The sequence below is a fragment of the Pseudomonas sp. B21-056 genome (assembly GCF_026016325.1).
Classification (GTDB): domain Bacteria; phylum Pseudomonadota; class Gammaproteobacteria; order Pseudomonadales; family Pseudomonadaceae; genus Aquipseudomonas.
Genome location: NZ_CP087203.1, coordinates 1,924,048 through 1,947,197 on the forward strand (window position 1 = coordinate 1,924,048; position 23,150 = coordinate 1,947,197).

The window sequence follows — 23,150 nt, forward strand, 5'->3', positions numbered from 1 at the left end:
GCGGCCCGGGTCGGTAAATGGTTCAGGTCAAGGATGGCTTCAGTTTGACGGCTTTTCTACCGTTGTCTTGAAGCGTCTGACGCGAGACATAGTACCACTTCATCCAGGGTTGGTCGCGCCCGGCATGGAGGCTTGAAGGCGTCGTGGAGCTGGCGGGCGTCATCGCTATCACGCTTGTTTCCGGGAGTAGGAAAGCAGGCTCGATGGACATGCTGCTGGCAATGCCTTGCAGGGATCCTGGCCCACCTGGAACGCGAATGCTTCGATCAACGAGGTCTGTTCGCTATTGTCCAGGCTGAGTTGGCCGGTGGTGGGGTCGACGAGTTCCAGTTGCCATGCCATCAGCGTGAAGCAGTCTTTCAGTGCGCCCAGGGCCTGATCATGCAATTCCATGTGGTTTTGCGCATGGCTGAGCAAGCCATGGATATGCAGCGAAAACTCCGAAACGGCTTCCAGCGCCAAGGCATTTGCCTTGTTTGCCAACTTCAGCAGGGTGCTGAGCATGCAATCGATCGCGTCCTTGTCGTTGTTGATCAATTGCAGGTGGCTCAGGCATTCCTCCGACTTGGCCAAAAGCGTCTCGGCTTCGGTCAGGAATTCGGGAAAGCGCTGGAGCCAGTTCTTACGATCGTTCGGCATGCTTATCTCCACAACATCATGTCAGGCGAGAGAAAACCGCTTGTGGCGAGCGAAAGGCTGGAAGTCAGATGTCCTGCAGTCGCGCACAAAGGCCTGACTCCGTTCAGCAATGAGAATGGCGTCACATTAATGGCTATTGGATATCGGGAATATCAGGTTGGACCTGATTGTACCTAGGGGAATCCCTTAGGCGCGGGAACCTTGTGCGCAAAACGAGGTCGCGCAGCGGAGAAACAAGCGAGATGAACATGTGAAGTCAGTAAAACATGATGTTAATGTGATATCAATCATCCGCGCAGGTATTTTGGACAGGGGTCAAGATCCGGTTGGTGCGGCCGATAGCTGTTCTATTGGATTCATCCGAACAATCCCAGGAGTCATCGATGGCCAGCATTCTCGACACAGTAGATCAACGAACCCAGCTGGTGGGTGAGAATCGCCTGGAAATTCTCATGTTTCGCCTGGCGGGCCGGCAATTGTTCGCCATTAACGTGTTCAAGGTCCAGGAAGTGTTGCAACTGCCGAAGTTGACCTTGATGCCGCAGCGCCATCCATTTGTCTGTGGCGTGGTCAACCTGCGGGGCCAGACGTTGCCGGTGATCGATCTGTCCCAGGCTATCGGCATGCGTCCGCTGGTGCCCGGGGCTAACAGCACCATCATTGTGACTGAATACAATCGCTCGGTTCAGGCGTTCCTGGTGGGCGGCGTGGACCGTATTGTCAACATGAACTGGGAGGCGATCCTGCCACCTCCGGGTAGCGCCGGCCGTGAACACTACCTGACCGCCATCAGCAAGGTGGACGATCAGTTGGTGGAAATCATCGACGTGGAAAAAGTCCTGGCCGAAATCGTGCCGTACAACGCCAAGGTTTCCCGGGACAAACTCGAGGATCCGGTGCTGGAGCGTGCCCGTGGGCGTGAAGTGCTGCTGGTGGACGACTCCAAAGTCGCGCTCTCGCAACTGCGCGACACCCTCGGTCAGTTGGGCATAAAGATGCACGTTGCCGGCGATGGCTTGAAGGCCCTGAACATGCTCAAGGCCTGGGCCGATAGCGGCGAGGTGATGACCGACAAGTTGCTGATGATTTTCACCGACGCGGAAATGCCGGAAATGGACGGCTACCGCCTGACCACCGAAATTCGCAACGACCCGCGGTTGCGTAGCCTCTATGTGGTGCTGCACACCTCGCTCTCCGGCAGTTTCAACGACTCGATGGTCAAGAAGGTCGGCTGCGACAACTTCCTCTCCAAATTCCAGCCGGACAAACTGGTCGATGTGGTGCGCCAGCGACTGATGCTCGACTGAAGTCGTTCATGGTTTGCTTCGATGGCCGGCTCGTATATGGTGGCGTTTTTTCACCATCCGGGAGCTGGCCATGTTGCGTCTGAGCGCGCTGTATCGTTATCCGTTGAAATCCGGCAAGGGCCAGTCCTTGCAGGGGATTGGCCTGGACAAGCTCGGGCTGGACGGTGATCGGCGCTGGATGCTGGTGGATGCAGCCAGTGGGCGATTCCTGACCCAGCGTGCCGTGGCGAAGATGAGCCAGCTCTCGGCGTTGTGGAACGAGGCGGGTGGCTTGACCCTGAGTGCGCCGGGCTACGGCAGTCTCGAGGTAGCGCTGCCGTCTGCCCGGGAAGAGCAACTGCGCGGGGTGACTATCTGGCGCGATACCCTGCGTGTGCCGGATGCCGGTGACGAGGCGGGGGCCTGGGTCAGCGAATTCATCGGCAACGCCACTCGCCTGGTGCATGTGCCGCTGGAGTTGGCGCGCACCACGGCGGCCGGTTATGGCAAGGACGACGACAAGGTTGCTTTTGCCGACGGATTCCCGTTACTGCTGATTGGCCAGTCCTCGTTGCAGGATCTGTCGAATCGGGTCGGTCGCCCGATGGAGATGTTGCGCTTTCGTCCCAACCTGGTGATCGAAGGCAGCCCGGCGTTTGCCGAAGATGGGTGGAAGCGCATCCGTGTCGGCGATGTGGAGTTCCGGGTGGTCAAGCCCTGCTCGCGTTGCATCATGACCACGGTGGATCCACAGACCGGCGAGCGCGATCCGGGCCGTGAGCCTTTCGCCACATTGCAGCAGTATCGTTCGACGCCGGACGGTCCGATGTTCGGTCAGAACCTGGTCAATGACGGCAATGGTCGGCTTGAAGTCGGCATGCCGGTTGAAGTGCTCGAATAAGTTCTGAGCAGGTCTGTGCAGGAGCTGCCGGAGGCTGCGGTCTTTTGATCTTGGTCTTTCGTTGAAGACTCAATTGTCTGGGGAAAGATCGCAGCCTCGTTGCACTCGACAGCTCCTACATGCGGTATTCGCACAGGTAGGCAGTATAGACAGTTCCTATGCGCGGTATTCGCACAGGTAGGCGGTGTCGACCGCCACCTTGAGCTGGAACTTGCTGTCGGCCGGTACATTGAACCGGCTGCCGGCCGCGAAGGTTTCCCATTCGCTGCTGCCAGGCAGTTTCACGGTCAGGGCGCCGGACACAACGTGCATGATTTCCCGCTGGGCCGTGCCGAACTCGTATTCGCCCGGCGCCATGACGCCGATGGTCGCAGGGCCTTCAGCCGTACCGAAAGCGATCGACTTGACGGTGCCGTCGAAGTACTCGTTGACTTTGAACATGGGCGATTCCTCGAAAAAAGGGCTGAAAAAGGCCGGCCAGTATGCACAAGGCTTCAACACTCGTCATCTGCGGCGGGGACAGATCAATCCGTCAGCACCAGGGGCAATAACCTTGCCGTATTGCGCGCATCTTCCAGGGCGCGGTGCTGCTGACCGGAAAACTGCAGGCCGGCCAGTTGCAATGCCCCGTTGAGCCCCAGCGGCCGCTCGAGTCGACGGGCCTTGGCGAAGCGTTGCTTGAGGTTCATATGGGGGACTTGGGCGAGAGCACTCTGTAGTTGTTGCTGCTGCCATTCCTGGAGCAACTGCTTGCGGTCGTAGTCACCCCAACTGACCCAGCCTCCCAGGTTCGCGTGGTAGGGCGCCAGCCAGCGCTCGAACGCCGGCCAGACCTCGGAAATGGGCGCTGCACCGTCGATGTTGGCTTGAGTGATATGGGTCAGCTCACGGCAGAAGGGCGTGAGTAGCGGTCGTCTCAGGGGCCGCACGAAACGCTGGAAGTGATCCAGCTCGCGCCCGTCACGGTTCACCAGCGTGGCACCGATCTCGATAATTTCCATTTCGGTTACCGGCCAGCCACCTTCATCGGTGGTGGCCTCCAGGTCAATCACCAGCCATTGAGGCATCACGGGTTCCCGGTATCGGCGTGCAGATGGCTTTGAGCGTAGTCAAACGCGGTGCATTCGCCTAGTGCTTCTTCTGCCCGAGCGCTTGCTTGGTTGGCCTGCTCAGCTTAAATTGCCGGCGCTATGACGACTGCGGGAGAGAATGGGTGGATGAGCAAAAAGCCCTGACGGTGATGCATGAGCTGGTTGGCCTCGGGCAATTGACCGACCCGGACAGTGCTCGCGGCAAACTGCTCCAGACCGCCGCCCACCTGTTTCGCAACAAAGGCTTCGAACGCACTACGGTACGCGACCTGGCGAGCGCCGTGGGTATTCAGTCCGGCAGCATTTTTCACCACTTCAAAAGCAAGGACGAGATCCTGCGGGCAGTGATGGAAGAAACCATCCGCTACAACACCGCCTTGATGCGTGCAGCACTGGCCGAGGCGGGCAGTGTGCGTGAGCGGGTGCTCGCGCTGATCCGCTGCGAATTGCAGTCGATCATGGGGGGGACCGGCGAAGCGATGGCGGTATTGGTCTACGAGTGGCGCTCGTTATCCCAGCAAGGACAACGGCAAGTGCTGGCCTTGCGGGATATTTACGAAGACTTGTGGCTCGAGGTATTGGGCCAGGCCAAGGATGCCGGGTATATTCGCGGGGACGTGTTCATTACCCGGCGCTTTCTCACGGGAGCGTTGTCCTGGACCACCACCTGGTTTCGCGCCGAGGGCAGCCTGAGCCTCGACGAACTGGCCGAGCAAGCATTGATTCTGGTACTAGAAGAAAAACAATAATCGAGCGGTTGCTTTAAGTGGCCGTGGGGCTGGCTAAGTGGCTGAAACCACCTAGTTTGAATGTATGGACTTTTGGGGAGTGGTAGCCTTGACGTTTTCGCCGATGGGGATGATCTCGCGTATTTTTCTGGCTGCACTGGCTGTTTTCCTGATGTTACCGGCCTCGGCGGCGCAACTGGTCCGGATCGGGGCCGCGCATTTCCCACCTTATACCGTGCGCCCCGAAAACGGCGCCGACACCGGCCTGTTGCCGCAGTTGGTCGAAGCCCTGAATCGCTCCCAGACCGAGTACCAATTCGAACTGGTACCCACGTCGATTCCACGTCGTTTCAATGATTTCAAGCAGGGGCGGGTCGACATGGCGATCTTCGAGAACCCCGACTGGGGTTGGAAGGATGTGCCTCATACCGCAGTGGACATGGGCCTGGAAGATGCGGAAGTCTTCGTCACCCAACGTCAGCCGGATCGTCAGCAGAGCTACTTTGCCGACCTCAGGGGCAAGCGCCTGGCCCTGTTCAGCGGCTATCACTACGCTTTTGCCGAGTTCAACGCTGACCCCAAGTTCCTGGTGGGCCAATACAACGCCACGCTGACGTATTCCCACGACAGCAACCTGCTGATGGTGTTGCGGGGGCGTGCGGACATCGCCCTGGTGACCCGCTCATACCTGAACGACTACGTGCTGCGCAATCCTGAAGTCGGGCCCCAGTTGCTGGTGTCCGAGCGTATCGATCAGGTTTACCACCACTATGCCCTGATCCGGCCGCAGGCGCCGATTACCAGCGAAGCGTTCGGACAATTGCTGCAGAAGCTTCGGGATAACGGTCAACTGCTGGCGATTTTCAAGCCTTACCAGATCGAACTGGTGCCAACGCACGCCCATTGACCGCAGTCTTTGGGGGCTCTTCCTTGCTCACGTCTTGCCATGGCCCCGGGCCGGCGAGCTGGCCGGGTTTTTCCACACGCAAACAAGGAGGTCATCAATGCCCTTTGCAACCCTTGACGGACAACCCCTTCATTACCTGGACCAGGGCCACGGCCCTGTGGTGGTACTGGGCAGCAGCTATCTGTGGGACCACGGCATGTGGGCGCCGCAGATCGAAGCGTTGTCGCGGCATTACCGGGTGATCGCCCCGGACCTGTGGGGCCATGGTCAATCCGGGCGCTTGCCCGAGGGCATGACGTCCCTGGACGACCTGGCCCGCCAGGTCCTGGGGTTGATGGATCACCTGGACATCGATCGCTTCAGCCTGGTGGGGCTGTCGGTAGGCGGGATGTGGGGCGCGCGGTTGGCGTTGGCGGCTCCTAAGCGGTTGCAGGCGCTGGTGCTGATGGATACCTATGTGGGTGTCGAGCCGGAGCCGACCCGCCTGTATTACTTCTCGCTGTTCGACAAGATCGAAGCCAGCGGCAGCATTCCCGAACCGTTGCTGGACATCGTCGTGCCGATCTTCTTCCGGCCGGGTATCGATCCGCAGTCGCCGCTGTACCAGCAGTTCCGCGCCACCCTGGCCGCGCTGCCGGCTGATCGTCTGCGCCACAGCATCGTGCCATTGGGGCGGATCATTTTCGGTCGGGACGATATTCTGCCACGCCTGGGTGAGCTGGATGCGGGCAGTACCTTGGTGATGTGCGGTGACCAGGACAAACCACGGCCACCTTCCGAGTCCCTGGAAATGGCCGCGTTGATTGGTTGCCCTCATGTGCTGATCCCGGAGGCGGGGCACATTTCCAATCTGGAGAATCCCGGGTTCGTGACCGAGGCGTTGCTGGAGTTTCTGGCGCACCGACATGGAGCTTAGTGCCGCAAACCCTGTAGGAGCTGCCGAGCGTAGCGAGGCTGCGATCTTTCCCCAGACACTTGAGTCCCAAGCGAACAAATCAAAGATCGCAGCCTGCGGCAGCTCCTACCGCCCGAGAATCTTCACCAGCTTGTCCGGCGACGGGGCGCCTTGTTGCTGTTGCAGCTCGCCTTTTTCATCCAGGTAGAAGATCGCCGGGGTGGCGGACAGCTCCAGCTCGTCCATCAACTGCTGGTTGGCATCGAGCTTGGCCTGGACGGCGGGCGGTACGTCCTTGAGGGGCTTGAGCGCGCTGCCCTTGCCGGATTTTTCATGGTCCTCCAGGGCTTTTTGCGGATCCTTGGCCGCCAGCAGCGCGGCGGATTTCCCGGGGCTGTCTTCGCGGATGATGCCCACCATGATGTGGCGCAACTGCACCTTGCCGGCCTTGACCCATGGCCGTGCCTGTTCCCAGAACATGTTGCAGTACGGGCAGTTGGGGTCACTGAACAGGTACACGGTGCGCGGTGCGTCCTTGCTGCCGTCGGCGATCCAGTTGCTCGCCTCCATTTTTGCCCAGATTTGCTTCGCCATCGGTGCATAGACCAGCTTCTGCAGTGGCTCGGCGCTCAGGTCGTTGCCGTCGGCGTCGTACAGGTTGCCGAGCAGGACGTGCTGGCCGTCCGGCGTCAGGTACAGCGCCATGCCACGGTTCTGGTATTGCGCCGCATAGCCGCGCAGCCCGTCCGGTGCCTCGAAGGTGCCGACGATCTTCGCGCCCTTGGCTTCGATTTTCTTGATGGCTGCCGGCAGTTCTTCGGCGTGTAGCAACGGTGTTTGCAACAGCGCCGTGGCGACGGCCAGCGTCAGCAGGTGGCGGAGGCGGGGCATGGCGGTTTCCTTGTGGCGGGGTGGGGGGCCGTGGTTGAACCCGGCGTTTCGAAACTCTCCAGGGCGCGGGCCAGGCTTGCTTCCGACAGTTCACCCAGGTGACTGCCCAGCAGGCGGCCGTCGGCGCTGTAGAACAGCGTCGTCGGCAGCGCCATGGAACCCACGGCCTGGCCGAGGCGACCGCTACCATCGAACAGCACGTTGCCCAGGCTCAGGCCCTGGGTGGCGAGGTAAGTGCTGACGCTCTGCATGCTTTCGGCCTGGTTGACGAACAGGAAGGTCAGGTCCGGACGTTGCTGTTGGGCTTTTTCCAGCACCGGCATTTCACGCCGGCAGGGTGGGCACCAGGTGGCCCAGAGATTGATCACCAGGGGCCCGCCCTGATAATCGGTGAGCTTCACGGTCTGTCCACTGGCGTCGCGCAGGTCGATGTCTGGCAACCGAGTGCCCTGTTCATAGATCGTCAGCGCCATGGTCGCCAGCAGCCAGAACAGCAGGCCGCTGCCGACACCGAAACCCAATGGCCGGCGCAGGGCCGGTCGACGTCGGGTCCACAGCAGCGTCCCGATTACCAGTGCCACGATACCTGGCCAGGCCAGGAAACCGCCGTCGCGCAAGTCGACGATCTGCCACGGGTCGTTCTGGTAATGGCTCCAGTAGGCGACGACAAAGCCGATCCGCGCGGCCAGAAGCCCCGCCAGGAACAACACGAACAGCACCGATTCGGGGTTTTCGCCACCACGTCTGGCCACCCGCCAGCCCACGAGGGTCGCCAGCGCCAAGGCACTGATCAGCAGCAGGTGGTTGAGGGCGATGGCAAAGGTGCCCAGGGTGAATGTCAGCATCAGTTCGCGTCCCGGGTGCTGCTCCAGCGTTCCAGGAATCCCTTGGCATCGACTTCCCCGGTGATGCGCTGGCTGCGGCGCTCTTCACCGTCGGCGCCGATCCACAGCAGGCTCGGCGGCCCGGGCACCTGATATCGGCTCAGCAGTGCGCGGCTGGCGGCGTTGTCGGCGGTCACGTCGAGGCGCAGCAGGCGTACATCTTTCAGGGCGTCCAGCACCTCGACACGGCCGAACACCTGTTTTTCCATGATCTTGCAGGCCACGCACCAGTCGGCGTAATAGTCCACGAGCACCCATTGGCCCTGGGCCTTGGCCGCGTCCAGCTCCTTTTGCAGGACGGCAGGCTCGCTGATCGTGACGAAGGCATCGTGGGCACTGACGGTCGCATTGCCCTGGTCGCCGGTGTAGACCTTCAGCGGCTGGAAGAAATCATCGCTACCGCCGGCCGCGCCCACCAGCAGCGCGCTGCCCCACAGGCCAAACAGCAGTGACGCGCTGCCGCAGGCATAGGCCATGCGACCGAACCCTTCGGTCTGGCGCCAGGCGCTGTAGGCGGCGATCAACAACAACACCCCCCACAGTCCGATCCACAGCGAGCCATCGATGACCGGGCGAATCATCAGCAACGCAGTGCCCAGGAACAGGAAGCCGAACACACCCTTGACCAGGTCCATCCAGGCGCCGGGCTTGGGCAGGAAGCGGTTGCCCACGGTCACCAGCAACAACAGCGGCAGGCCGATGCCGACACCCATGGCAAACAGGATCAGGCCACCGTGCAGCGCGTTACCACTCTGGGCGATGTACAGCAGCGCGCCGGCCAGCGGGGCGGTCATGCACGGGCCCACCAGCAGGCCGGACAGCGCGCCGAGAACTCCTGCGCCCACCAGGCTGCCGCCGCGTCGCTGACGCCCGGCGTTCTCCAGGCGATCGCGCAGGGCTGCCGGCAATTGCAATTCGAAGAAACCGAACATGGGCAGCGCCAGCACCACGAACACCGCCGCGAAAGTCCCCAGCAGCCACGGCTGTTGCAGCAAAGCCTGGAGATTGGCGCCCAGCAGCGCGGCCAGCACGCCCATGGCGGCGTACACCAGGGCCATGCTGACCACGTAGCTGCCGGCCAACGCCAGGCCGCGTCGAGGTCCGGCACCGCTGCCGACGACCAGGCCGGCGAGGATCGGCAGCATCGGCAGGGAGCACGGTGTAAACGCCAGCAACAGCCCCAGGCCGAAAAATACCAACAGGCTCCAGCCCAGCGCCCGTTGTTGCAGGCCGCTGGCCAGGGCCTGGTCCGGCGCTTCGCCTTTGATCACAGCGGATGCACCGCCGCCCAGGTCGACCACCTGGGTCTGGGGTGGGTAGCACAGGCCTGCATCGGCACAGCCTTGGAAGCCGACCTTGATCTTGCCGATGGCGCCCGCCGGAATCTTCAGCTCCAGTGCCTGGCGATAGACCTGTTGGTCGCCGAAAAACTCATCGCTGTGGGCTTCACCTTCGGGCAGCTTCGGTTTCTGCGCATCGGCAAGGCCATCGAATTTGAGTCGCTTCTGATACAGGTAGTACCCATCGGCGATCTGCCAGAAGAGCTGGGTTTCACCGGAGTCCAGGCGTTCGGAAGTAAACACGAAGGCCTTTTCCACCGGCAGGAAATCGGGTTTGGTTTCGAAAGGATTGGCGGCCTGGGCCAGGCCCGAAATCAGCAGCAGCCACAGCAAAAACAATCGACGCATGGATAAAGCCTTAGAACGAAGCAAGTGGAAAGCACGATGGCGACTGGCGATTAACCGTCGATTAACCGTCGATTAAACGGCGAGGGCCGCTTGCAGCAATGATCGCCCATGTTTGCCGTACTCGTCGCATAATGTCGGCTTAATCGGCCGGCGGCCTAATGTACCTTTTTCCACGGGGCTTACCATGCGTGTACTGGTTTGCGAAGACGATGAACTGATCGCCAGCGGGATCGTCGCCGGTCTCACGGCCCAGGGCCTGACCGTCGAGCACGTCGCCACGGCCTCGGCGGCGCGGGCGATGGTTGGCGTGGCCGAGTTCGATGTCATGGTGCTGGACCTGGGGCTGCCCGACGAGGACGGCCTCAAACTGCTCAAGCAACTGCGCCAGCAAGGTTTGGAGATTCCGGTGCTGATCCTCACCGCACGGGACTCGGTAACCGATCGGGTCGACGGACTGCAAGCTGGGGCCGACGACTACCTGCTCAAACCTTTCGACCTGCGCGAACTGGCGGCGCGCCTGCACACCTTGCTGCGGCGCGTCGCGGGTCGTAGCGTCAACCTGATCGAACACGGTCGCCTGACGTACGACCCCAGCAGCCGTGAAACCCTCCTGGATGGCCAGCCGGTGGATCTGTCCCGGCGTGAGCAGTCACTGTTGCAGGCGCTGTTGCACAGCCGTGGTCGGGTGCTGTCCACCGAGCAACTCAAGGACAGTGTCTACGGGTTCAACGACGAACTGGAAAGCAACGCCCTCAACGTCCATATCCACCACCTGCGGCGCAAGCTCGGCAATGGGATTGTCGAGACTGTGCGTGGGCTGGGTTATCGCCTCGGCCCGGCCGATGGCGGGGAGCCTTCCAAGTGATGAGCCTGCGATTGCGCCTGAGCCTGACCCTCGGCGCGGCCTTCACCCTGATCTGGGCCCTGGCGGCGGCGTGGATGCTCAGCGATCTGCGTAACCAGATGATGTTTTCCCTCGATCAGCGTCTGGTGGCGTCGGCGCGGATGGTCGCCGGCCTGCTGGAGCAACTGCCGCCGTTGCCAAGCAAGGGTGACGGCACGCATTTCAGCGCCGAGCAATTGAGCATTCCCGGCGGCATGGCCTGCCAGGTCAGCTCCTTGCGTGGCGAGATCCTGGCCCGCAGTCACAGCACCCCGGAACAAGCCCTGGAAGCCGAGAAAATGGGCTTTCACGACCAGATGATCAACGGTGCGCCGTGGCGCAGCTTCACCCTGGCGCGGGGCGATGTGCGCATCACCACCGCCGACCGGCAGATCGAGCGGGAAGCCCTGAACATGTCGATTCTGTTGGCTGCTTCTGTGCCGGTGGGTGTGGCGCTGCTCGGCTGCCTGTGCCTGCTGTGGCTAGGCGTCGGCCAAGGCCTGGCGCCGCTCAATCGCATGCGCGATGCACTGATGCGCCGCAATGCCGATTCTCTGGAACCTTTGCAGATCCATCCGTTGCCCAGCGAATTGCGGCCCCTGCTGGAAACCCAGAACCAGCTGTTCCAGCGCATCGGCAAGACCATCGAGCGTGAACGGAGGCTGACCGGCGATGCCGCCCATGAACTGCGCAGCCCCTTGACGGCCATCAAGACGCACCTGCAAGTGGCGCGCATGACCGACGGCGTCGCACGCGACCAGTCTCTGGCCAGGGCCGAGGAGGGCGCTGACCGGTTGCATCGCACCCTCGAGCAGTTGCTGCTGCTGGCCCGGGTGGAGGGCAGCCTGTCCTTCGACGATGGGGTGCAGTGCAACGCCGAGCAGGTCGCGCGGCTGGCGATCCAGGATGCGGCCAGTGGCGACCCTGGGCGAATCAGGCTGCACGTTGCTCCTGGGGTATCCGATGCGCCGGTGCAGATGCCGGCGGTGCTTTCCATTGCGGCGTTGCGCAACCTGTTGGATAACGCGCTGCGCCATACCCCGGAGGGTACCGAGGTGGAGCTGAGCCTGGACATGATTGGCCAGCGGGTGCGTTTCCAGGTCCGCGATCACGGCCCTGGCATTGCCGCCGATGATATCCAGCACCTGACCCAGCGCTTCTGGCGCAACGGTCAGAGCACCGGCTGCGGCCTGGGGCTGGCGATCGTCCAGGCGATTGTCCAGCGTTGTGGTTGCAGCCTGCATTTCGACAGTCGTCCGGACGGGCTGCGGGTGGAATTGACGATGCCGGTACAGGTGCAGGTTCGGTAGCTGGCCCCGTGAAGCTTCCTGCAATCATTCCCATTGGCGCACCCGGCTTACCCGGGTCTATGTTTTTTCAGCCGACTCAAGGACTGAGGAAAACAGCGCCATGGACACTTCCATCGTAATCAGCACCGCCGCGCCGGGTGACGCCGGCATCATCAGCCGGATCGCCGAGCGTTCCATCCGGGTCGGTTGTGCCGCGGACCACCGTAACGACCCGCGCATCGTGGCCGCCTGGACCCGCAACAGTACCCCTGCACGTATTCGCCCCTGGCTGGCCGACCCGCGGTTGCGCCTGACCCTGGCGCGTCTGCAAGGGCGACCGGTGGGCGTCGCCATGGCCTCGATCAATGGCCGGATCGCATTCTGCTACGTGCAGCCGGAGTGGTTTCGACGCGGGGCCGGGCGGGCATTGGTTCGGGATATTGAAGCCTGGTTGTACGGTCGCGGGCTTGCCCAGGTGCGGCTAAACAGCACAGCCACGAGCCATGGGTTCTATCGCCGCCTGGGGTTCGAGCAAAGCGCCAAGGCATTTGCCATCGGCGGTGTCGCGGCGATTGCGATGCACAAGTCGCTGGGTGAGCGGTTGAAGCATTAGTTCGAGCGCCGCAACCCCCTGTGGGAGCGAGCCTGCTCGCGATAGCGATGGATCAGCCACATTGATGTCGCTGACGCACCGCCATCGCGAGCAGGCTCGCTCCCACAGGTATTTGTGTCTGCGGTTACTTGAAGCGTCGCTCGACACCTTTCTCCACCAGGATCTTCGCCGAAATCTCCTCCACGGAAAAATGCGTGGAGTTGATGTGGGGAATGTTCTCCCGCCGGAACAGGTTCTCCACCTCGCGCACTTCGAATTCACACTGGGCGTAGCTCGAATAGCGACTGTTGGGCTTGCGCTCGTTGCGGATCGCGGTGAGCCGGTCCGGGTCGATGGTCAGGCCGAACAGCTTGTGCTGGTGGGCACGCAGGGCGCTGGGCAGTTGCAGGCGCTCCATGTCTTCTTCGGTCAGCGGGTAGTTGGCCGCACGGATGCCGAACTGCATCGCCATGTACAGGCACGTCGGCGTCTTACCACAACGCGACACCCCCACTAGGATCAGGTCGGCCTTGTCGTAATAATGTGTGCGAGCGCCGTCATCGTTGTCCAGCGCGAAGTTGACCGCCTCGATCCGCTCCATGTAGTTGGAGTTGTGGCCGATGGAATGGGATTTGCCGACCGAGTAGGAAGAGTGCTCGCTCAGTTCCTGCTCCAGGGGCGCCAGGAAGGTCGAAAAAATGTCGATCATGAAACCATTGGACGTTGCGAGAATCTCACGGATGTCCTGATTGACGATGGTATCGAAGATGATCGGGCGAAAACCGTCGGTTTCGGCGGCTTTATTGATTTGCTGTACCATCGCCCGCGCCTTGTCGGGGCTATCGATGTACGGTCGCAGCAGCTTGGTGAAGGTAATGTTTTCGAACTGCGCCAGCAGGCTTTGACCTAGGGTTTCGGCGGTGATGCCGGTGCCATCGGAGATAAAGAAAGCAGATCGTTTCATTTGCACCTTGGGCCTTAAGCTAATAGCGATTCTTGGATATGATAGGCGCGATTTGCCGGCCACCAATGGCCAGCATTCTCACTTATTTTCCAGGTCCAGGCCATATCGCCGGTCAACGCTCCCCAGGAGTCACCGGTGCCTTGAGCTTTTCCAACACAGTTAGTGGAGAGATCACCTTGGTAGAGTACGTAGTTTCCCTCGATAAGCTCGGCGTCCATGATGTGGAGCATGTGGGGGGCAAGAACGCATCCCTGGGCGAGATGATCAGTAACCTCGCCGGTGCCGGTGTCTCGGTGCCGGGTGGCTTCGCCACGACGGCTCAGGCCTATCGTGATTTCCTGGAACTGAGCGGCCTGAACCAGCAGATCCACGATGCCCTCGATGCCCTGGATGTCGATGACGTCAATGCCCTGGCCAGGACCGGTGCCCAGATCCGCCAGTGGATCATGGAAGCCGAGTTCCCCGAGAAACTGAACAGCGAAATCCGCACCGCCTTCGCCAAGCTGTCCGAAGGCAACCCCGACATCGCTGTCGCCGTGCGCTCCTCGGCCACCGCCGAAGACCTGCCGGATGCCTCCTTCGCCGGCCAGCAGGAAACCTTCCTGAACATCCGGGGCGTGGAAAACGTCATCCGTGCCGCCAAGGAAGTCTTCGCCTCCCTTTTCAACGACCGTGCCATTTCCTACCGCGTGCACCAGGGCTTCGACCACAAGCTGGTCGCCCTGTCCGCAGGCGTGCAGCGCATGGTCCGTTCCGAAACCGGCACTGCCGGCGTGATGTTCACCCTCGACACCGAATCGGGTTTCCGTGACGTGGTGTTCATCACCGGCGCCTACGGCCTGGGTGAGACCGTCGTCCAGGGCGCGGTGAACCCGGATGAGTTCTACGTCCATAAAGGCACGTTGCAGGCCGGTCGCCCGGCCATCCTGCGCCGTAACCTGGGCAGCAAGGCCATCAAGATGATCTACGGCGACGAAGCCAAGGCCGGTCGTTCGGTGAAAACCGTCGATGTGGACAAGGCCGAGCGCGCCCGTTTCTGCCTGACCGACGCCGAAGTCAGCGAGCTGGCCAAGCAGGCGATGATCATCGAGCAGCACTACAAGTGCCCGATGGACATCGAATGGGCCAAGGACGGTGACGACGGCAAGCTGTACATCGTTCAGGCCCGTCCGGAAACCGTGAAGAGCCGTACCCAGGCCAACGTCATGGAGCGCTACCTGCTCAAGGAAACCGGCACCGTGCTGGTGGAAGGCCGTGCCATCGGCCAGCGCATCGGCGCGGGCAAGGTGCGGATCATCAAGGACGTCTCGGAGATGGACAAGGTCCAGGCCGGCGACGTACTGGTCTCCGACATGACCGACCCGGATTGGGAACCGGTGATGAAACGCGCCAGCGCCATCGTCACCAACCGTGGCGGGCGTACCTGCCACGCGGCGATCATTGCCCGTGAGCTGGGGATCCCGGCGGTGGTGGGTTGCGGCAACGCCACCCAACTGCTCAAGGACGGCCAGGGCGTGACCGTTTCCTGCGCCGAAGGCGATACCGGCTACATCTTCGAAGGTGAACTGGGCTTCGACATCAAGAAGAACTCCGTGGACGCCATGCCGGAGCTGCCGTTCAAGATCATGATGAACGTCGGCAACCCGGACCGTGCCTTCGACTTCGCCCAGTTGCCGAACGCCGGCGTGGGCCTGGCCCGCCTCGAGTTCATCATCAACCGCATGATCGGCGTGCACCCCAAGGCGTTGCTGAACTACGACGGTTTGCCAACCGAAATCAAGGACAGCGTCGACAAGCGCATCGCCGGCTACGACGATCCGGTCGGCTTCTATGTCGAGAAGCTGGTGGAAGGCATCAGTACCCTGGCGGCCGCGTTCTATCCGAAAAAGGTCATCGTGCGTCTGTCGGACTTCAAGTCCAACGAATACGCCAACCTGATCGGCGGCAAGCTCTACGAGCCGGAAGAAGAAAACCCGATGCTGGGCTTCCGCGGCGCTTCGCGCTACATCAGCGAAACCTTCCGTGACTGCTTCGAACTCGAGTGCCGCGCCCTCAAGCGCGTGCGCAACGACATGGGCCTGACCAACGTCGAGATCATGGTGCCGTTCGTGCGCACCCTGGGCGAAGCGAGCCAGGTGGTTGACCTGCTGGCGGAGAACGGCCTGGCCCGTGGCGAGAACGGCCTGCGCGTGATCATGATGTGCGAGCTGCCGTCCAACGCAATCCTGGCCGAAGAGTTCCTCGAGTTCTTCGACGGCTTCTCCATCGGTTCCAACGACCTGACCCAGCTGACCCTGGGCCTGGACCGTGACTCCGGGATCATTGCGCACCTGTTCGACGAGCGGAACCCGGCGGTCAAGAAGCTGCTGGCCAATGCCATCGCCGCCTGCAACAAGGCCGGCAAGTACATCGGCATCTGCGGCCAGGGGCCTTCGGACCACCCGGACCTGGCCAAGTGGCTGATGGAACAGGGCATTGAAAGCGTGTCGTTGAACCCGGATTCGGTACTGGAAACCTGGTTCTTCCTGGCCGAGGGCCAGGCTGCGGTCTGAGTGGAGGGTGCTCCAACGGCAATGCCGATTAGTTGAGCTGCAAACCTGTGGGAGCGAGCCTGCTCGCGATAGCGGTGTGTCAGTCGCCATCAATGTGGCTGATCCATCGCATTCGCGAGCAGGCTCGCTCCCACAGGAGTTTGTTGCTAGGCCCCTTTGATTGAAGTAGGGCGGGCTCCTGATGGAAGCCGCCCTTTTTTGTGCAAGAGCATTATGCAAAGCAGCAGCAACCTTTTTCCTGTCGCCCTGATCAGCGCCGAGCGGCGTGGCGATCTGAGCGAAGACGTCTACCGTTTGAAACCCGGCAACAGCCCGGACTACAGCGTCGAACTGGCTGTCACCCGCCTGGGCATGGCTGACGGCACCGAAGCCCGTGGCGTCCCCGTGATCCTGTTGCACGGCAGTTTTTCCAACCGGCGTTTCTGGTATTCGCCCAAGGGGCTGGGCCTGGGAGCGTATCTGACACGGCTGGGATTCGACGTATGGATTCCCGAAATGCGCGGTCATGGCTTATCCCAGCGCAACCAGGATTACCGCAAGAATCGTGTCGCCGACTATGCGCGCTACGACTTGCCGGCCATCGGCGCCTTTGTGCGCGAGCAAAGCGGGCAAGTGCCGCATTGGATCGGCCATTCCCTGGGGGGCATCACCCTGGCGGCAGCCTTGGGCGGCCAGTACCTGGGCGAGCCGGCCGTGGCGTCGGCGGCGTTTTTCGGCACTCAGGTCAGTCGTACCTACTGGCCGCTGAAAATTCCACCGGTGGAGTGGAGCGGACGGTTCATCCTCAAGCGTTTTGCGCAGTTGTCCGGCTCCCGACTCAAGCGTGGCCCGGAGGACGAGCCCATCGGCCTGGCCCTGGAGAGCATGCGTTGGTACGGTTTGTTCGGGCGTTTCGGCGATGCCGAGAAGGACTGGTGGGCGGGCCTGGCCGACGTACAGGTGCCGGCGCTGGCAGTGAGTGCTGCCGGCGATCATCAGGACCCGAGCTGGGCTTGCCGCAAGCTCTTCGAACAGATCGGTTCCGAGCGCAAGCAGTTTGTCTGCCTGGGCCGGGAGCACGGCTTCAGTGACGATTTCGGTCATGTGGAGATGCTGGTCAGCAAGGCTGCGCACGCCGAGGTCTGGCCTCTGGTGGCGCGTTGGCTGGAGGAGCAGAGCCTGCCATTGCCGGCAACCCTGCCGGCTCTGGCCGAGGCGGTTTGAGGCGACGGTTCTGACAAGATCATTTCGCTCTGGTCGCCTTGCGGCTAAGATATGACGCGTTAAACGGTTCCGGTCACAAACGGTTGCTCATTCAGTCTGACGTTCCAGCCTTTCAGGAGTTGTTCGATGAACCATTACCTCACGCCCGACCTGTGCGATGCCTATCCGGACCTGGTGCAGGTGTTGGAACCGATGTTCAGCAATTTCGGCGGCCGCGATTCGTTTGGCGGTGAAATCGTGACCATCAAGTGCTTCGAGGACAACTCCCTGGTCAAGGAACAGGTTGAACTCAAGGGCAACGGCAAGGTGCTGGTGGTCGACGGCGGCGGCTCCCTGCGTCGGGCACTGCTCGGCGATATGCTGGCGGAAAAGGCCGCGAAAAACGGCTGGGAAGGGCTGGTGATCTACGGCTGCATCCGCGACGTGGATGTCATTGCCCAGACCGACCTCGGTGTCCAGGCGCTTGCCAGCCATCCGATGAAAACCGACAAGCGCGGTATCGGTGATCTCAATGTGGCCGTGACCTTTGCCGGCGTGACGTTCCGTCCGGGCGAATATGTCTATGCGGACAATAACGGCGTGATCGTCTCGCCCAGCCCGCTGAAAATGCCTGAATGAAGCGTCAAAGCCGTAAGGGATGAGGATGTTCGAGGAAGAAAACGCGCAGTGGGGGCTGGTGCATGCCCTGGTGCTGGACGGTAAGGGCGGCGCGCGTTCGATCGCCCGGACCGAGCTCGACGATCTGCACTTGCAGGCGCACGAAAGCCTGTGGCTGCATTGGGATCGCAGCCATCCACAAACCCATACCTGGTTGCGCAAATCCAGCGGCCTGAGCGAGTTCAACTGCGACCTGCTGCTGGAGGAGAACACCCGGCCGCGCCTGTTGCCGTTGCCCGATGCCGAGCTGCTGTTGTTCCTCAGGGGCATCAACCTCAACCCGGGCGCCGAGCCGGAAGACATGGTTTCGGTGCGGATTTTCGCCTCCGCCCAACGCGTGATCTCCCTGCGTCTTCGTCCTTTGCGCGCCACGGATGAGCTGTTGGCGCACCTGGCCGAAGGCAAGGGACCGAAAACCGCGTCGGAACTCATCCTTTATATGGCGCAGTACCTGACCAACAAGGTCCAGGATCTGGTTTCCCAACTCTCGGAAATCGTCGACGGCGAAGAAGAAATGCTCGATGCCGACGAACGGTATACCCCCGAGCACGATGCCATCTTGCACATTCGTCGTCGGGCCGCCGGACTGAAGCGGTTCCTGGCGCCGCAGCGGGACATTTTCGGCCAGATGTCACGAATCAAGCTGGCGTGGTTCGTCGACGACGACGGCGACTACTGGAATGAATTGAACAACAGCCTGACCCGTTATCTCGAGGAACTGGAATTGACTCGAGAGCGCGTGGGGCTTGTGCTGGAGGCCGAGGACCGGCGCCTTTCGGTGCGCATGAACCGGACGATGTACCGCTTCGGCATCGTCACCGGAATCTTCCTGCCGATGAGTTTTCTCACGGGCCTGCTGGGCATCAATGTCGGCGGTATTCCATTTTCCCAAAGCCCTTACGGCTTCCTGGTCGCCTGCCTGCTGATGGTCTGCGTGGCCCTGGGGCAGTGGTGGCTGTTCCGTCGTTTGCGCTGGGTGTAACAGGTTTCATGTGACCCGACGAAATTTGATCGCGTCTTTCACAGACATCACGAGAGGTGCGTATGCACGATCCGTTTGAACAGTCTTTGCGCGACATGCTCAAGGCCTCGCCGTCCAGCCGGGACGACGATGCATGCCTGGGGCGTGTGCTGAAAACCGCCAACCGCCAGGTTGGCGCCGGCGATCTGTTCAGCCTGCTGGGCCGCTGGCTGCCCGCGCTGATGATTGCCCTGAACAACGGGTCGGCCCACGTCTCGCCGGTTTCCCGCCGTAAACCTGCTACCCGCACTGCTGATAAGGCTGATTGAATATGGAACTTAATCTCTGGACCCAGAGCCTTGTCGCGGCAATGACTGCGTTGTGGACCAAGGTGGCCAACTTCATCCCGAACCTGTTCGGTGCCCTGGTGGTGGTGCTGTTGGGCTTCGTCGTGGCCAAGTTGCTGGACACGCTGCTTTCCAAGCTGCTGGCCAAGCTGGGTCTGGATCGCCTGATGGGCGGCACGGGCCTGACCAAGCTGCTGTCCCGTGGCGGCATCCAGGTACCGATCTCGACCCTGGTGGGCAAGATCGTCTACTGGTTCGTGCTGCTTATTTTTCTCGTCTCCGCGGCAGAATCCCTGGGTCTCCAGCGGGTTTCGGCGACCCTCGACATGCTTGCGCTGTACCTGCCCAAAGTGTTCGGGGCGGCACTGGTGCTGCTGGTCGGCGTGCTGCTGGCTCAACTGGCCAACGGGCTGGTGCGCGGTGCAGCCGAAGGCGTAGGGCTGGATTACGCTTCGGGCCTGGGGCGAATCGCCCAGGGTCTTGTGATCATCATCAGTATTTCTGTCGCGATCAGCCAGTTGGAGGTCAAGACTGACCTGCTCAACCATGTGATCGTGATCGTATTGATTACCGTTGGTCTGGCGATTGCGCTGGCAATGGGATTGGGAAGCCGGGAAATCGCCGGTCAGATTCTCGCGGGAATCTACGTGCGTGAACTGTATGAGGTTGGGCAACAAGTGCGGGTTGGCGAGGTCGAAGGCCAGATCGAGGAGATCGGCACGGTGAAGACCACCTTGCTGACCGAGGAGGGCGAACTGGTGTCGCTCTCCAATCGGATCCTGCTGGAGCAGCATGTGAGTAGCCGCTAACCCGGCAAACTCTGCTAATGTATGCCGCCGCAAAATGCCTGCCACCGCAGGCTGCGGCGCACATTGACCTAGACCGTCGGCCCGACTTGTTTTGAACAAACCCCAATCGCTGTCCACGCGCTATGACCCCCGTGATCTCTCCGATGAGGAGTTGGTCGCGCGCGCGCATACGGAGCTGTTCCACGTAACACGTGCTTACGAAGAGTTGATGCGCCGTTACCAGCGAACATTATTTAACGTTTGTGCACGGTATCTGGGGAACGATCGCGACGCTGACGATGTCTGTCAGGAGGTGATGTTGAAGGTGTTGTATGGCCTGAAGAACTTCGAGGGGAAATCGAAGTTCAAGACATGGCTATATAGCATCACTTACAACGAATGCATCACACAGTATCGCAAGGAGCGGCGAAAGCGTCGGTTGATGGATGCTTTGAGCCTGGACCCTCTTGAAGAAGCGTCTGAAGAAAAGGCGCCAAAGCCTGAGGAGAAGGGCGGGCTTGATCGCTGGCTGGTTTATGTAAACCCGATCGACCGGGAAATTCTGGTGCTACGATTTGTCGCAGAGCTGGAGTTCCAGGAGATCGCAGACATCATGCATATGGGTTTGAGCGCGACAAAAATGCGTTACAAGCGCGCTCTCGATAAGCTGCGTGAGAAATTTGCAGGCATTGCCGAAACTTAAGTTCGGCGCAAATATCTCTTACGTGTAGGCAAGTTCTGATAGACTTGCCGCCGAGTTGTCCCCCGGTTTGCGGGACTGCTTCACAATCACCAGATGGGGATTTAACGGATGAAACTGAAAAACACCTTGGGCTTTGCCATTGGTTCTCTTATTGCCGCCACTTCGTTCGGCGCTCTGGCACAAGGCCAAGGCGCAGTTGAAATCGAAGGCTTCGCCAAGAAAGAGCAATTCGACAGCGCTCGTAACTTCAAGAACAACGGCAACCTGTTCGGCGGTTCCGTTGGTTACTTCCTGACCGACGACGTTGAACTGCGTCTGGGCTACGATGAAGTTCACAACGTACGTTCCGACGACGGTCGTAACATCAAGGGCGCCAACACTGCACTGGACGCTCTGTACCACTTCAACAACCCAGGTGACATGCTGCGTCCGTACGTCTCGGCCGGCTTCTCCGACCAGAGCATCGGTCAGAACGGCTCCAGCGGTCGTAACCGTTCGACCTTCGCCAACGTTGGCGGCGGCGCCAAGCTGTACTTCACCGAGAACTTCTACGCCCGTGCCGGCGTTGAAGCTCAGTACAACATCGACCAGGGCGACACTGAGTGGGCTCCAAGCGTCGGTATCGGTGTGAACTTCGGTGGCGGCTCCAAGCCTGCTGCTGCTCCAGTTCCAGCTCCGGCTGAAGTCTGCTCCGACAGCGACAACGATGGCGTGTGCGACAACGTCGACAAGTGCCCTGACACCCCAGCCAACGTAACCGTTGACGCTGATGGCTGCCCGGCAGTTGCTGAAACCGTACGTGTTGAGCTGGACGTGAAATTCGACTTCGACAAGTCGGTCGTCAAGCCAAACAGCTACGGCGACATCAAGAACCTGGCTGACTTCATGAAGCAGTACCCAGCCACCAGCACCACTGTTGAAGGTCACACTGACTCCGTCGGTCCTGACGCTTACAACCAGAAACTGTCCGAGCGTCGTGCAAACGCCGTTAAGCAGGTTCTGACCAACCAGTACGGTGTTGAATCGTCCCGCGTTCAGTCTGTTGGCTACGGCGAAACCCGCCCAGTTGCCGACAACGCCACTGAAGCTGGTCGTGCTGTGAACCGTCGCGTAGAAGCGCAGGTTGAAGCCCAAGCTAAGTAATTAGCCCACAGCTTTGGAAAAACCCGGCTCATGCCGGGTTTTTTCATGCCTGCGATTTACCCAAGGCGCAATGCAAAACCTGTGGCAGCGAGCCTGCTCGCGATAGCGGTATATCAGCCTACGACAGTGTTGAGCGTGCCGCCGCCTTCGCGAGCAGGCTCGCTCCCACATGGGAACAGCGGTGTGTGGTGGTTTTTGTGGCGGGCACAAACCCTGTGGGAGCGAGCCTGCTCGCGATAGCGGCGTATCAGCTTGCGACAGTGTGGAATGTGCCGGCGCCTTCGCGAGCAGGCTCGCTCCCACATGGGAACAGCGGTGTGTGGTGGTTTTTGTGGCGGGCACAAAACCTGTGGGAGCGAGCCTGCTCGCGATAGCGGTGTATCGGCCTGCGACTATGTTACAGGGCTGAAGCCTGGAGCCATTCAGATGGGGATTTTGCCAATTCAGCAGCACCGGCCACCGCACCAATCACCAGGATCGCCGGGCTCTTGAGCTGAAACGCGGTTGCATCGGCCTCCATCGAAGCCAGGTCGCTGCGGCAGTCTCGCTGATGGGGCAGGGAGGCGTTCTCGATCATGGCCACGGGAGTATCCGCCGCCAGGCCACCGGCCAGCAGTTGCTCGCGGATCTCGCTCAGTTTCGCCACCCCCATGTACACCACCAGGGTCGTCCCGCTTTGGGCCAGGGCTTGCCAGTTCAAGCTGCTGCCGTCCTGGGTGTGGGCGGTGACCAGCGTCACGCCCCGGGCGATGCCGCGCAAGGTCAGGGGAATATCGCACTGGGTCGCCCCCGCCAGCCCGGCTGTGATGCCATTGACCAGCTCCACCTCGACACCATGCTCGCGCAGCCATTGCGCCTCTTCACCGCCCCGGCCGAAGATGCATGGGTCACCGCCCTTGAGGCGGACCACGCATTTGCCTTGGCGCGCATAGCGCAGCATCAGCCGATGGATGAACGCCTGTGGCGTGGAGCGGCAGCCGCCGCGCTTGCCCACGGCGATGATGCGGGCGCCGGAGCAATGCTCCAGCACCGCCTCGTTGACCAGATCGTCGATCAGCACCACGTCGGCTTCGCGCAGGGCGCGCACGGCCTTGAGGGTCAGCAACTCAGGGTCGCCAGGACCCGCACCCACCAGCCAGACTTTTGCGTTCATAGTGT

24 protein-coding genes are annotated in these 23,150 nt (G+C 61.2%); 16 read left to right on the top strand and 8 right to left on the bottom strand.

Translation table 11 applies throughout. The annotated features are described in order from the left end of the window. Positions 1-168 precede the first annotated feature (168 nt). Positions 169-639, bottom strand: coding sequence for a hypothetical protein (locus tag LOY67_RS08650; protein ID WP_265066787.1), 471 nt, complete (start codon positions 637-639; stop codon positions 169-171). A gap of 383 nt (positions 640-1,022) precedes the next feature. Here LOY67_RS08650 and LOY67_RS08655 point away from each other — a divergent pair, with 383 nt between their 5' ends. Continuing rightward, a complete protein-coding gene (locus LOY67_RS08655) occupies positions 1,023-1,946 on the top strand; it encodes a chemotaxis protein CheV (protein ID WP_265066788.1) in 924 nt (307 codons plus the stop codon). 70 nt (positions 1,947-2,016) lie between these two features. Beyond that, positions 2,017-2,826 (top strand): MOSC domain-containing protein, encoded by an 810-nt coding sequence (locus LOY67_RS08660; RefSeq protein ID WP_265066789.1) that lies wholly within the window; start codon positions 2,017-2,019, stop codon positions 2,824-2,826. Between the two features lie 156 nt (positions 2,827-2,982). Here LOY67_RS08660 and LOY67_RS08665 read toward each other — a convergent pair whose 3' ends face one another. Continuing rightward, positions 2,983-3,267, bottom strand: a complete 285-nt coding sequence (locus LOY67_RS08665) for a pyrimidine/purine nucleoside phosphorylase (protein ID WP_265066790.1) — start codon at positions 3,265-3,267, stop codon at positions 2,983-2,985. Positions 3,268-3,350: 83 nt separating this feature from the next. Beyond that, the gene (locus LOY67_RS08670) at positions 3,351-3,893 is read right to left on the bottom strand and encodes an exonuclease domain-containing protein (protein WP_265066791.1); all 543 of its coding nucleotides are present in this window, start codon (positions 3,891-3,893) and stop codon (positions 3,351-3,353) included. A gap of 146 nt (positions 3,894-4,039) precedes the next feature. Between LOY67_RS08670 and LOY67_RS08675 the strand changes: the two genes are divergently transcribed. The 3 genes from LOY67_RS08675 (at position 4,040) to LOY67_RS08685 (ending at position 6,468) form a co-directional block, all read left to right on the top strand. Beyond that, complete coding sequence (locus LOY67_RS08675; RefSeq protein ID WP_265066792.1) at positions 4,040-4,666, top strand: TetR/AcrR family transcriptional regulator; 627 nt, start codon at positions 4,040-4,042, stop codon at positions 4,664-4,666. A 109-nt stretch (positions 4,667-4,775) separates the two neighbouring features. Continuing rightward, positions 4,776-5,552 carry a substrate-binding periplasmic protein gene (locus LOY67_RS08680; protein WP_265067726.1) on the top strand — a complete coding sequence of 259 codons (777 nt, stop codon included), beginning with the start codon at positions 4,776-4,778 and terminating at the stop codon, positions 5,550-5,552. Between the two features lie 97 nt (positions 5,553-5,649). Beyond that, positions 5,650-6,468, top strand: a complete 819-nt coding sequence (locus LOY67_RS08685) for an alpha/beta fold hydrolase (RefSeq protein ID WP_265066793.1) — start codon at positions 5,650-5,652, stop codon at positions 6,466-6,468. Between the two features lie 105 nt (positions 6,469-6,573). On the opposite strand, the gene dsbG is transcribed toward LOY67_RS08685, so the two are convergent. Genes dsbG through dsbD form a run of 3 tightly spaced genes read right to left on the bottom strand, consistent with a single transcriptional unit; the run spans position 6,574 to position 9,910 of the window. Continuing rightward, the gene (dsbG, locus tag LOY67_RS08690) at positions 6,574-7,338 is read right to left on the bottom strand and encodes a thiol:disulfide interchange protein DsbG (RefSeq protein ID WP_265066794.1); all 765 of its coding nucleotides are present in this window, start codon (positions 7,336-7,338) and stop codon (positions 6,574-6,576) included. After that, the gene (locus LOY67_RS08695) at positions 7,314-8,183 is read right to left on the bottom strand and encodes a TlpA disulfide reductase family protein (RefSeq protein ID WP_265066795.1); all 870 of its coding nucleotides are present in this window, start codon (positions 8,181-8,183) and stop codon (positions 7,314-7,316) included. The genes dsbG and LOY67_RS08695 overlap by 25 nt, the downstream gene beginning before the upstream one ends. Then, complete coding sequence (gene dsbD, locus LOY67_RS08700; RefSeq protein ID WP_265066796.1) at positions 8,183-9,910, bottom strand: protein-disulfide reductase DsbD; 1,728 nt, start codon at positions 9,908-9,910, stop codon at positions 8,183-8,185. Before dsbD ends, LOY67_RS08695 begins: the two co-directional genes overlap by 1 nt. Before the next feature lie 184 nt (positions 9,911-10,094). Here dsbD and LOY67_RS08705 point away from each other — a divergent pair, with 184 nt between their 5' ends. From LOY67_RS08705 to LOY67_RS08715, 3 genes are all read left to right on the top strand, one after another. Next, positions 10,095-10,775: a response regulator gene (locus LOY67_RS08705; protein WP_265066797.1), complete on the top strand. Its 681-nt coding sequence runs from the start codon at positions 10,095-10,097 to the stop codon at positions 10,773-10,775. Beyond that, positions 10,772-12,103, top strand: coding sequence for a sensor histidine kinase (locus LOY67_RS08710; RefSeq protein WP_265066798.1), 1,332 nt, complete (start codon positions 10,772-10,774; stop codon positions 12,101-12,103). The genes LOY67_RS08705 and LOY67_RS08710 overlap by 4 nt, the downstream gene beginning before the upstream one ends. Before the next feature lie 100 nt (positions 12,104-12,203). Next, positions 12,204-12,695, top strand: coding sequence for a GNAT family N-acetyltransferase (locus tag LOY67_RS08715; RefSeq protein WP_265066799.1), 492 nt, complete (start codon positions 12,204-12,206; stop codon positions 12,693-12,695). Positions 12,696-12,819: 124 nt separating this feature from the next. On the opposite strand, the gene LOY67_RS08720 is transcribed toward LOY67_RS08715, so the two are convergent. Then, positions 12,820-13,638 (bottom strand): pyruvate, water dikinase regulatory protein, encoded by an 819-nt coding sequence (locus LOY67_RS08720; protein ID WP_265066800.1) that lies wholly within the window; start codon positions 13,636-13,638, stop codon positions 12,820-12,822. A gap of 176 nt (positions 13,639-13,814) precedes the next feature. On the opposite strand from LOY67_RS08720, the gene ppsA reads away from it, so the two are divergent. From ppsA to LOY67_RS08760, 8 genes are all read left to right on the top strand, one after another. Further along, positions 13,815-16,190 carry a phosphoenolpyruvate synthase gene (gene ppsA / locus LOY67_RS08725; protein WP_265066801.1) on the top strand — a complete coding sequence of 792 codons (2,376 nt, stop codon included), beginning with the start codon at positions 13,815-13,817 and terminating at the stop codon, positions 16,188-16,190. Between the two features lie 213 nt (positions 16,191-16,403). Continuing rightward, complete coding sequence (locus LOY67_RS08730) at positions 16,404-17,393, top strand: lysophospholipase (RefSeq protein WP_265066802.1); 990 nt, start codon at positions 16,404-16,406, stop codon at positions 17,391-17,393. Between the two features lie 126 nt (positions 17,394-17,519). Further along, positions 17,520-18,011: a ribonuclease E activity regulator RraA gene (rraA, locus tag LOY67_RS08735; RefSeq protein WP_041021633.1), complete on the top strand. Its 492-nt coding sequence runs from the start codon at positions 17,520-17,522 to the stop codon at positions 18,009-18,011. A gap of 25 nt (positions 18,012-18,036) precedes the next feature. Beyond that, complete coding sequence (locus LOY67_RS08740) at positions 18,037-19,032, top strand: zinc transporter ZntB (RefSeq protein ID WP_265066803.1); 996 nt, start codon at positions 18,037-18,039, stop codon at positions 19,030-19,032. A gap of 62 nt (positions 19,033-19,094) precedes the next feature. Continuing rightward, the gene (locus tag LOY67_RS08745) at positions 19,095-19,340 is read left to right on the top strand and encodes a CrfX protein (RefSeq protein WP_265066804.1); all 246 of its coding nucleotides are present in this window, start codon (positions 19,095-19,097) and stop codon (positions 19,338-19,340) included. A gap of 2 nt (positions 19,341-19,342) precedes the next feature. Next, entirely contained in the window at positions 19,343-20,167 is an 825-nt protein-coding gene (locus tag LOY67_RS08750; protein ID WP_041021634.1) for a mechanosensitive ion channel family protein, read from the top strand. A 91-nt stretch (positions 20,168-20,258) separates the two neighbouring features. Continuing rightward, the gene (gene sigX, locus LOY67_RS08755; RefSeq protein WP_025212681.1) at positions 20,259-20,849 is read left to right on the top strand and encodes an RNA polymerase sigma factor SigX; all 591 of its coding nucleotides are present in this window, start codon (positions 20,259-20,261) and stop codon (positions 20,847-20,849) included. A gap of 108 nt (positions 20,850-20,957) precedes the next feature. Further along, the gene (locus tag LOY67_RS08760) at positions 20,958-21,992 is read left to right on the top strand and encodes an OmpA family protein (protein ID WP_265066805.1); all 1,035 of its coding nucleotides are present in this window, start codon (positions 20,958-20,960) and stop codon (positions 21,990-21,992) included. Between the two features lie 397 nt (positions 21,993-22,389). Here the strand turns inward: LOY67_RS08760 and cobA are convergent, their stop codons facing one another. After that, entirely contained in the window at positions 22,390-23,145 is a 756-nt protein-coding gene (gene cobA, locus LOY67_RS08765) for a uroporphyrinogen-III C-methyltransferase (protein WP_265066806.1), read from the bottom strand. Between the last annotated feature and the right edge of the window lie 5 nt (positions 23,146-23,150).